The following is a 9,613-nucleotide window of genomic DNA, read 5'->3' on the forward strand; positions in this document are numbered from 1 at the left end:
CCCCCGCCTCCCACCACCCGCCGCGCGTCGTCCGTTCGACCGATGCACGGCCGCCGGACCACGGCCTAGCCTGGTCACCATGCTCCACACCACGGCTCTGAACAGGCTCTCCGCCACCGCTGACGGCCGGTCGCGCCTGTACCCCCTCCTGGTGGCGTTCGCCCTGACGGCGGGGATGATCCTGCTGTGGGTCGCTGATCTGCGGACGGCGCTGGCCATCCCCACGCACTCGGACTGGATGGGACCGCCGACCTCCGCGATGGACTTCGCGGCCTGCGTCTCCGGCGCTCTCTGCGTGCTGCTGGTCGCCCTGGTCGCGCGGCCCTCGGCCGGTCCCCTCGCGACCCTGGCCGCCGGGGTCGTCGCGCCGGTGGCCGTGATGTTCGTGTCGGTGCTGCTGTGGCCCCTGCCCAAGGGCATCTTCGGCTTCCCGATCGCCCTCTCCGAGGCCGTGGGGATGCTGGCGATCCTCGCCCTGGCCGCGTATCGCTGCCGCGGCTGGCAGATCACGGTGGTGATGGTCCTGACCTTCGTCGCCGCCTACTCCGACTACCTGCGGGAACCCTTCGAACTCGAACCGACCGCCGCGCTGCTGGCGGTCGTCGCCGGTCTGGTTCCCGGCCTGTACCTGCGCTGGCGGCGGGCCGAGCGCACGGCCGACGTGGAGCGCGTCCGCGCGACCGAGCGGCTGGCCATCGCCCGCGACCTGCACGACGTGGTGGCACACGAGGTCACCGGGATCGTGGTGCAGGCACAGGCCCTGAGGCACATCGCCGAGCGCGACCCCGAGGCGGTGCGCGCGGCCCTGCCGGATATCGAGGCGGCGGGCACCCGGGCCCTGGAGTCCATGCGGGGGATGGTCAGCCGCCTGCGGGAGCCGGGTGAGGCACCGCTCGCCCCCGGCCCGGCCGAGGGGCTGGACGCGCTCGCGGCCCCGGCCGCGCCCGGGCGCCCCGAGGTGGCCGTGCACGTGTCAGGGCCGGTCCGGGACCTGCCGCCGGAGGTGGGAACGGCGGTGCTGCGGATCGCCCAGGAGTCGGTGACCAACGCGCTGCGCTACGCCCGGGGCGCCACCCGGGTGAGCGTGGTGGCCACGGTCCTGGACAGCGAGGTGGAGGTGCGTGTCCAGGACGACGGCCGGGGCTCCGGGCTTCCGGTGGGCGGCGGGCACGGGCTGGTGGGCATGGCCGAGCGCGCCCGGCTCCTCGGTGGAGAGCTGTCCGCGGGACCCGACGGCGTGGGGCAGGGTTGGACCGTGCGGGGAACCATCCCCGCCCGGCGCGGAGGGGACGGTCAGGGTTGACGATTCGGGTGCTGCTCGCTGACGACCAGCAGATGGTGCGGACGGGGTTCCGCTACATCCTCGACGCCGAGGACGGGATCACGGTGGTCGGGGAGGCGGGTGACGGGGTCGAGGCGGTCCGGCTCGCCGAGCGGCTGCGCCCGGACGTGGTCCTCATGGACATCCGTATGCCGGGGATCGACGGGCTGGAGGCCACCCGCCGACTGGCCGGGCCGGGGGTGGCCGACCCGCTCCGGGTGGTCGTGGTGACCACCTTCGACCTCGACGAGTACGTGCACGCGGCGCTGACGGGCGGCGCGGTCGGGTTCCTGCTCAAGGACGCGGGACCGGCGCTGCTGATCGAGGCGGTGCGGGCCGCCGCCCGGGGCGACGCGATGGTCTCCCCGCAGATCACCGTGCGTCTGCTCCAGCACTTCTCGACGGCCCGGGCACCCCGGCGGGACCTCACCGAGAGCGGGCTGACGGCCCGCGAACTGGAGATCGTGCGCACGGTCGCGCGGGGGCTCACCAACACCGAGGTGGCGGCGGAGCTGCACGTCACCGTGAGCACGGTCAAGACGCACCTGGCCCGGGTGCAGGAGAAGATCGGGGCCCGCAACCGGGTGGAGGTCGCCGCCTGGGCGTACCGCGGCGGCCTCATGGACTGATCCCGCTCGCTTGACGAAAAAGTGAGCGGGTTCTGACCCGTGAGGCCCGTGTCGTCCCCGTGGGCACACCCACACCAACCGTGATGATCGGTGAGGAAATGGGCACCTGCGACACGACTGCGAGGAACGACCTATGGCCACCATGCGTGCGGCCCGGCTGAACATCACCGACCGAACCCTCACGGTCACCGACGTCCCCCGGCCCACCCCCGGCCCCGGCCAGGTCCTCGTCCGGGTCCGGGCGGCCGGCGTGTGCCTGTCCGACGCCCATCTCGTCGGCGGCGGTCTGACCCCGCTCCACCTCAAGGGGGACACCGTCACCCTGGGGCACGAGGTCGCCGGGGTGGTCGAGGAACTGGGCCCGGAGGTGTTCGATGTCCGGGTCGGCGACCGGGTGGCCCTCCAGGCCGGTGAGCCCGACCGGCACGGTCAGGTGCTCACGAGGGGCGTGGACTACGACGGCGGGTGGGCCGAGTACGCGCTGGCCAGCGAGTCCACGGTGGTGCCCATCCCGGACGAGCTGCCCTTCGAGCAGGCCGCGATCATCCCCGACGCCGTCTCCACGCCCTGGGCCGCCGTGACCGCCACCGGTGACGTGCGCCCGGCCGAGGCCGTGGCCGTGTGGGGCGTGGGCGGCCTGGGCGCGCACGCAGTGCAGCTCCTGCGGATGGTGGGGGCCGCCCCGATCATCGCCGCCGACCCCGACGAGCACGCCCGTGCGCGCGCCCTGGACTACGGGGCGGACGTGGCGCTGGACTCCACGGCGCCGGAGTTCCTCACCCGGATCGGCCAGCTCACCCACGGGCGCGGTCTGGACGTCGCCTTCGACTTCGCCGGGGTCCCGATCGTGCGTGAACAGGCCGTCCAGGTCCTCGGCGAGCACGGCCGCCTGGTGCTGGTCGGGCTGACCGACAAGCCCCTGGAGGTCCGGGACGGCTCGCGGTTCAGTTACCTGCGCCAGCAGGTCCTGGGCCACTACGGGTCGGATCCGGAGCACGTGGTGCAGCTCGTGGACCTGGTCCGGGCGGGCCGCCTGGAGTTCAGCCGCTCCGTCAGCGGGAGGTTCCCGCTGGAGGAGGCGCCCCAGGCGGTGGACCGGCTGGAGAAGCGGGTCGGCGCACCGGTCCGCCTGGTCCTGGAACCCTGACGCCTACCAGTTCGATGGCCTGTAGTCCTTGAGGAAGCAGCCGTGCAGGTCCTCGCCGAGCTCACCGCGCACGATGGGGTCGTACACGCGGGCCGCGCCGTCCTCCAGGTCCAGGGGCGCGTGGAACCCTTCGGCGGCGATCCGCACCCGGTCCGGGTGCGGCCGCTCGTCGGTGATCCACCCGGTGTCCACGCTGGTCATGAGGATGCCGTCGGTCTCCAGCATCTCCTCGGCGCTGGTCCGCGTGAGCATGTTCAGCGAGGCCTTGGCCATGTTGGTGTGCGGGTGGCCGGGCCCCTTGTACCCGCGCCCGAACACGCCCTCCATCGCGGACACGTTCACGATGTAGGTGCGCCTCGCGGAGGAGGCGGCCATCGCGGGGCGCAGCCGGTCCACCAGGAGGAAGGGCGCGCTCACGTTGCACAGCTGCACCTCCAGCATCTCCACGGGGTCGACCCCGCCGATCCGCTGCGTCCAGCTGTTGACGGGTGCCAGGTCGGGCACCAGGCCGCCCGCGTCGATCGCGCCCGCCTGGTGCGCCCGGTCCGGGTGCGCCGCGCCGGTGGTCAGCGCCAGGGAGGTGAGCATCTCGGGGGTCAGCGTGTGCGGCGCGACCTCGGCCACCTCGGACTCGGTGGCGCCCTCCAGCTCGCGGGGGCGGACCCCGCCGAGCACCAGCGGTTCGGGCAGGCCCTCCCCGGTCAGCGGCTGGGACTCGGCGGCGATCAGCGGCGCGTAGGAGCCCGGCGAGCGGCGCACGGTCTGCGCGGCGTTGTTGATGAGGATGTCCAGCGGTCCCTGCTCGGCCACCGAGTCGGCCAGCTGCACCACCTGGCCGGGGTCGCGCAGGTCGATGCCGACCACCCTCAGCCGGTGCAGCCACTGGTCGCTGTCGGGCATCGCGGCGAAGCGGCGCACGGCGTCGTTGGGAAAGCGCGTGGTGACGGTGGTGTGGGCGCCGTCGCGCAGCAGCCGCAGCGCGATGTACATGCCGATCTTCGCGCGGCCGCCGGTGAGCAGGGCCCGCCGCCCGGTGAGGTCGGTGCGGGCCTCCCGGCGCTGCCTGTTGAAGACGGCGCACTCCGGACAGAGCTGGTGGTAGAAGGCGTCGACCTCCTGGTACTTCTGCTTGCACACGTAACAGGGGCGGGCCTTGCGCAGCACCCCGGCGAGCTGACGGGCGGCGTCGTCGGCGTCACCGGTCCCCTCCGCGCCGTCCTCGCCGGAGGCCAGGGCGCGGCTGGTGAGCGCGCGGCCGTTGGTCTCGTCGTCGATCCGGTCCGGGGCGGCCGTGGCGGTGGCGGCGAACACGGCCTTGTCGTGGGCGCTGCGGGCGGCGTTGCGCTCCTTGCGCCGTCGCTCCTTCAGGGCCTTGAACAGCCGGGCGGTGCCCCGCTGGAGCGTCAGGGAGTCGTCGTGGTCGACGGGCAGCCCCTCCGCCTCGGCCAACACCTCCAGGCACACCCGAAGCCTGTCCGGGTCGATCCCGTCGACCGTGGTCCGCGTCACCGTTTCCGTCACCACTGCATCCCGCCGCTGTTCCTGGTGGCCTCCTGCCGGGCCACCAGGAACCCTATGCGCACTCCGGGACCGGACGGTCGGTGCGAAGCGGTCACGGGGACAGGCGACCATGGGGGGTGAGCCAGCACTGGGAATCGACGCGTGGGGCCCTGGCGCCACGGGCAGGGGGAGTTTCGTGAGCCAGCAGACGGCCGCCGGTGACGGTGCGGAACGCGAGTTCGTGGTCCTGCTGGACGAGGCGCACGAGCCGGTGGGTGTGGCCGACAAGGCCCTCGTCCACACCGAGCACACCCCGCTCCACCTGGCCTTCTCCTGCTACGTGCTGGGACCGGACGGCCGGGTGCTGCTCACCCGCCGCGCCCTCGGTAAGACCACCTGGCCCGGTGTGTGGACCAACAGCTGCTGCGGCCACCCCGCCCCGGACGAGTCCATGGAGGAGGCGGTGCGCCGCCGCGTCCGCCAGGAGCTGGGGATCGAGCTGACCGAGGTCACCGAGGCCCTGCCGGACTTCCGGTACCGCGCGGTCTCCGCCGAGGGGATCGTGGAGAACGAGTTCTGCCCGGTGTTCTGGGCCCGTACCGAGGACACCCCCGTCCCGGACGCGGACGAGGTCGCCGAGTTCACCTGGGCGGCCTGGCCGGACGTGGCCACACTGGCCGAACGCACACCCTGGGTGATCAGCCCGTGGGCGGCGGAGCAGATTCCGCAGCTCAACGCCGCCCGCTGACCCACGGCGGGGACTCCGCGCGCCTCCTCGCGAAAACCCTGCACATCGCGGCGGGGAAAGAACGTCATAAGCTTGGGCAATGTCGAACACATCCCCTGGCCCCGGGTGGCATCCCGGCGGTCACGACCCCCAGCGACAGCACGCCGATCACGGAGAGCGACGACTCCCTCCGTACCCGCCGCACCACGTGCAGCCCGGCCCTCCGCCCCCTCCCCCGCAGCCGCCGAGGGCTGCCAGCGACATCAGGCCCGGCGGGATGGGCTTCCTCCTCACGAACCTGCTCACCTGCGGCGCTCTCGGCCTGTTCACCTTCGGCTACGTGGCGATCCGCCACAGGTCCGCCGTGGCCGGGGTCCTCGCGGCGCTGTGCGTGCCGCTCCTCGCGGTGTTCGGTTCGAGCGCCGAGGGCAGCGTCCTGGAGAACGTCAGCGCGGGCCTGCTCGTCGTCTACTCCCTCTGCGCCACGGCCTACCTGTTCCACGACATCTACAGCGTGAACTCCAAGCGGAACCGGAGACTGCGCGGCGAACCGGTCGGCGCCGCGCCCACCGGCCCGGCCCCCACCTCTGCGGCAGGAGCCATGGCTGGCCGGGGCAACTCGGAGCTGCGCGCGATGGCGGCCGACCGCGCCCTTCGGCGTGAGGAGTCCCGGGCCCTGCTCGCGGACGACCCCGCCCTGGCCCGTGAACTGGGGATCGGCCGACCCGACCTGCGCACGGGCTACGACGACGGCGGCCTCGTGGACCTCAACCGGGCCTCCGCCGAGGCGATCGCCGACCTGCCCGGCCTCACCTCGGAGCACGCCGAGGCCCTGGTGACGGAGCGTTCGTCCGCCCCGTTCGTCTCGCTGCCGGACGCGCTCATCCGGGCCCAGCTCCCGGCCCACCTTGAGGACGACATCTCCGGCTACGTCGTCTTCTGATCCCCGCGGCGGGGTAGATAGCAACCACACGCCCCCACCGAGTTGGAGCGCCCCGTGCCCCCTCACGCTCACGGTCCCGTCCGTCCCGCCGCCCTCGTCCTCGACGCCCTCGACACCCTCTTCCCGCTCGGCCCGCTGGAGTGGCGGTTCCGTGAGGCGGGCATCCCCCGGGTGCTCATGACCCGCTGGTGCGACCACCTGCTGCGGGACGCCTTCGCCCTGTCCCTGCTGGGCGGGGAACGCACCTTCGAGGACGTGGCCCGGGGGTCCCTGCGGGACATCACCGGGAACCAGATCGCCCCGGCCGCCGAGGACGTGATCATCGACGGCATCGCCCGGCTCGAACCCCGCCGCGAGGCCGCGTCGGCGCTGGAGGCCGCCCACGAGCGGGGCGTGCGCACGGCGGTGCTCGGCCACGGCGACGGCGAGCAGGTCCGCCTGCTGCTGGAACGCTCCGGTCTACCGCTGGAAGCCCTCGCCGGAGGCGACGGTCCGTCAGCGTGGAAACCGGCCCGCGAGCCGTACCTGGCGGCCGCGCGCGGACTGGGGGTGCCCCCGGAGCGGTTGGGGCTGGTCACGGCGCACGGCTGGGACGCGGCGGGGGGCCGCCGGGCCGGACTGGTGACGGGATGGTCCGCGCACCTGGAGGGACGGTTCCCGTCGGTCTTCCCCAGCCCCGACGTCGAGGGTCGGGACCTGGCCCAGACAGTGGAACGACTCCTCGACCTCCCCGAGCCCGCCTAGTCGGGGGGCTACTCCTCCCAGCTCCGGTCGTACTGGGGGTGGCCCCGGTACACGGACGCCAGGTACTTCACCGCGAGCCGCCAGGCCAGCAGTTCCGACCACGGGTCACCGCCGACGTTCGCCGCCGGAGAGGAGGGGTCGACGATGCGCATGCTCGCGTCGTGCGCCTCGGTGTAGCCGCGGACGATCCCGCGCTTGGCCGCGACCTCGGCCAGCGCCCGTTCCCGGCCGCGTGACCCCACGGGGACGGCCCTGGACGCACGTTCGTCCTCGTCCAGACGCGCCTTCAGGAACTCGACGATGGTCAACGGACAACTCCTCTTCTCTCCCCCCAAAGCCCCCTGCGGGGATCAGTATCTGACATAAGCCCCTCCTGGGCCACTCGGTGACCCCTCCGACCGCCCACGACCCCTACGCACAACCCTCGAACTGGGGCACGTCCGTGACCAGCTCCAGGTCGGTGTCGCCGAACCAGCGGTTCAGGCTCTCGCCGGCCTCACCGCTCAGGTACATCGTGTCGATCGCCCTGTTCACGGCCTCGCAGCCCGCCACGTCTCCGTTCGGCAGACCCACCCCGTACCGCTCTTCGGTGAACGGCTTGTTCACGAACTCGAACGCTTCCGGGTCCTCGTCCAGGAACCCGGCGAGGATCAGGTCGTCCGTGGACACGGCGTCGACCTCGCCCGCTCTGAGCATGTCGACGCAGTCACTGTAGGTCTCCGGCTTCTCGACCTCGGCCACGTCGATACCGAGGCCCTCCTCGACCCGGCTGGCGGAGTTGGAGCCGTCTCCCTGACAGATCACCCGCCCCTCCAGGTCCGCCACCCCGTTCACGCCCTGCTCGCCCCTGCGCACCAGGATGTCCTGCCTGGCCACGTAGTAGGGGCCCGCGAAGGTCACGTCGAGCTTGCGTTCCGCGGTGATGGAGTAGGTCGCCACGACCATGTCCACGTCACCGTCCACCAGCCGTTCCTCGCGCACGTCGGACGTGATGGGCACCAACCGCACGTCCTCGATCCCCAGCTCCTCGGCGATGTGGTTCACCACGTCCACGTCGAACCCCTCGAACTCCTCACCCTTCCTCAGCCCCACGCCGGGCTGGTCGGCCTTGACCCCGACCGTGATCGACGTCTTGTCAAGGAGGGACCGCAAGGGCGGGTCCTCCCCTCCCTCCGCCGAACAGGCGGACAGCGCCATCACCGCCACGGCACACAGAGCCGCCACGGTCCGGCCGCGGCCTCCTCGCCACCACATCGACCCGCTCCTCGTCTCTCGGGGGGTTTCGTCGCGTACGGACGAACCGGCGCCCGCCGCGCTCACCGGTACTCCGCCAGTCGGGGGCGGACCCCCGCCACGACCAGGGCGAACAGCGCGAGGGAGCCGACAGGCAGCCCCAGTGCCCATGGGGACAGCGCCGACCCGCCGTCGCGGATGCCCGCGTCGAACTCGTTCGTGTGCGCGCTGACCAGCACGTCCAGCGCGTCCGTGTGCTGGCGGAACAGCCCGTTCTCGGTGTCGGCCACCCGCATGCGGATGTCGATGGCCCGCGCCGTGTCACCGTCGGCGACGGCCTCACGCAGGCTCTCGTCCGCCTCCTGGAGCGCGACGAAGGTGGAGAGCACCTCCTCCAGGGCGTTCTCCGCGTCATCGTCCTCCAGCAGCGCCCGCTGGGCGTCCTCCCCCAGGTAGCCGAGGGTGCCCGGGTCCTCCTCGTCGGGTACCCCGGACCCCGGAAGTTGCGGGTAGGCGCCCGGGATCTGCCCGACCGCCTCGTAGTAGTCCGGCAGCGTGCTGACCGGGCGGAAGAGCACCTGCTGGGCCCGTTCCAAGTACACCTGCCGGTACGTGTCGGCGTGGTCGTCGTCGATCAGGAACCGGCTCTGGTCGGCCTGCATGTCGGTGGCGATGGCCTTGGCCCGGGACAGCGCCATGGCGGCGTCCATCCCGTCGTTCTTGGCCCGGTGCTCGTGGGCCGCGCTGACGCTCAGCGCCAGGACGGCGCCGACGGACAGCACCACCGCCCCGGCCGTGGCCACCAGCAGCGGGGCGTTGAAGCGGCGGCGGAAGCGCACCCGCAGGTAGAGCTGGAGGGCGAGGAGGGACGCCACCGTCACCACTCCCACGACGGCGACCACCACGCGCCCGCCCGTCACCGCGCCGCGGCCGTCCTCGTGGCTCTGCCGCACGATCGCCGAGGACTCCAACCCCAGGTTGAAGGCCTTGGGCAGCAGTTCGGTGTGCATCCGCTGGGTGGCGCTGCTGTACTCGGCGAGCGCGTCGGCGTCCACCTCCCCCGGGGGCGCCTGCGCGTCCCCGTTGATCAGGAGCGCCCTGCCGACCTCCTGCTCGTAGGCGCCCATCCCGTCCATGAGCGCCTGCACGTTCTCCCGCGCGTTCTCCTGAGCGTCACCGTCCTGGGTGGTCAGCGACGCCACCTGGAGCAGGGCCTCGTTGGCCTCCCGACGGCTGGTGACGTAGCGGTCCATGGCCGCCTCGCGCCCGGACCCGAGGTCGTGATCGGTGCCCATGAGCAGGACGTCCGCCACGCTGGCGTCCATCGCCGCCAGGTTCAGGTAGAGGTCGGTGGTGTTCATGGCCTGCC

10 protein-coding genes are annotated in these 9,613 nt (G+C 72.7%); 6 read left to right on the forward strand and 4 right to left on the reverse strand.

Annotated features, from left to right (window positions below; genetic code table 11):
• Positions 1-79: 79 nt before the first annotated feature.
• From ADX84_RS24350 to ADX84_RS24360, 3 genes are all read left to right on the forward strand, one after another.
• On the forward strand, positions 80-1,303 hold the full coding sequence (locus ADX84_RS24350) for a sensor histidine kinase (protein WP_156208171.1): 1,224 nt from the start codon (positions 80-82) through the stop codon (positions 1,301-1,303).
• Complete coding sequence (locus tag ADX84_RS24355; protein WP_049579654.1) at positions 1,300-1,950, forward strand: response regulator transcription factor; 651 nt, start codon at positions 1,300-1,302, stop codon at positions 1,948-1,950. Before ADX84_RS24350 ends, ADX84_RS24355 begins: the two co-directional genes overlap by 4 nt.
• Before the next feature lie 133 nt (positions 1,951-2,083).
• On the forward strand, positions 2,084-3,097 hold the full coding sequence (locus ADX84_RS24360) for a zinc-binding dehydrogenase (RefSeq protein WP_049579656.1): 1,014 nt from the start codon (positions 2,084-2,086) through the stop codon (positions 3,095-3,097).
• Between the two features lie 3 nt (positions 3,098-3,100).
• Here ADX84_RS24360 and ADX84_RS24365 read toward each other — a convergent pair whose 3' ends face one another.
• Positions 3,101-4,618, reverse strand: coding sequence for an SDR family NAD(P)-dependent oxidoreductase (locus ADX84_RS24365; protein WP_049579674.1), 1,518 nt, complete (start codon positions 4,616-4,618; stop codon positions 3,101-3,103).
• Between the two features lie 175 nt (positions 4,619-4,793).
• Here ADX84_RS24365 and idi point away from each other — a divergent pair, with 175 nt between their 5' ends.
• The 3 genes from idi to ADX84_RS24380 all read left to right on the forward strand — a co-directional run bounded on the left by idi (position 4,794) and on the right by ADX84_RS24380 (position 7,011).
• Entirely contained in the window at positions 4,794-5,345 is a 552-nt protein-coding gene (gene idi, locus ADX84_RS24370; protein ID WP_049579658.1) for an isopentenyl-diphosphate Delta-isomerase, read from the forward strand.
• Positions 5,346-5,601: 256 nt separating this feature from the next.
• On the forward strand, positions 5,602-6,267 hold the full coding sequence (locus ADX84_RS24375; protein ID WP_049579662.1) for a hypothetical protein: 666 nt from the start codon (positions 5,602-5,604) through the stop codon (positions 6,265-6,267).
• Positions 6,268-6,321: 54 nt separating this feature from the next.
• Positions 6,322-7,011: an HAD family hydrolase gene (locus ADX84_RS24380; protein WP_049579664.1), complete on the forward strand. Its 690-nt coding sequence runs from the start codon at positions 6,322-6,324 to the stop codon at positions 7,009-7,011.
• An 8-nt stretch (positions 7,012-7,019) separates the two neighbouring features.
• Here ADX84_RS24380 and ADX84_RS24385 read toward each other — a convergent pair whose 3' ends face one another.
• The 3 genes from ADX84_RS24385 to ADX84_RS24395 all read right to left on the reverse strand — a co-directional run.
• Complete coding sequence (locus ADX84_RS24385; RefSeq protein ID WP_049579667.1) at positions 7,020-7,319, reverse strand: DUF6221 family protein; 300 nt, start codon at positions 7,317-7,319, stop codon at positions 7,020-7,022.
• 103 nt (positions 7,320-7,422) lie between these two features.
• Positions 7,423-8,265, reverse strand: coding sequence for a glutamate ABC transporter substrate-binding protein (locus tag ADX84_RS24390; RefSeq protein ID WP_049579669.1), 843 nt, complete (start codon positions 8,263-8,265; stop codon positions 7,423-7,425).
• 62 nt (positions 8,266-8,327) lie between these two features.
• On the reverse strand, positions 8,328-9,613 hold a 1,286-nt coding region (locus ADX84_RS24395), incomplete at its 5' end, for a hypothetical protein (protein WP_049579678.1).

This window comes from Nocardiopsis sp. SBT366, assembly GCF_001083815.1.
GTDB classification, from domain to species: Bacteria; Actinomycetota; Actinomycetes; order Streptosporangiales; family Streptosporangiaceae; genus Nocardiopsis; species Nocardiopsis prasina.

Coding starts and splice junctions, on each gene's coding strand:
- ADX84_RS24375 (WP_049579662.1), top strand. CDS start 5,602: ATGGGCTTCCTCCTCACGAACCTGCTCACCTGCGGCGCTCTCGGCCTG.
- ADX84_RS24350 (WP_156208171.1), top strand. CDS start 80: ATGCTCCACACCACGGCTCTGAACAGGCTCTCCGCCACCGCTGACGGC.
- ADX84_RS24360 (WP_049579656.1), top strand. CDS start 2,084: ATGGCCACCATGCGTGCGGCCCGGCTGAACATCACCGACCGAACCCTC.
- ADX84_RS24390 (WP_049579669.1), bottom strand. CDS start 8,265: ATGTGGTGGCGAGGAGGCCGCGGCCGGACCGTGGCGGCTCTGTGTGCC.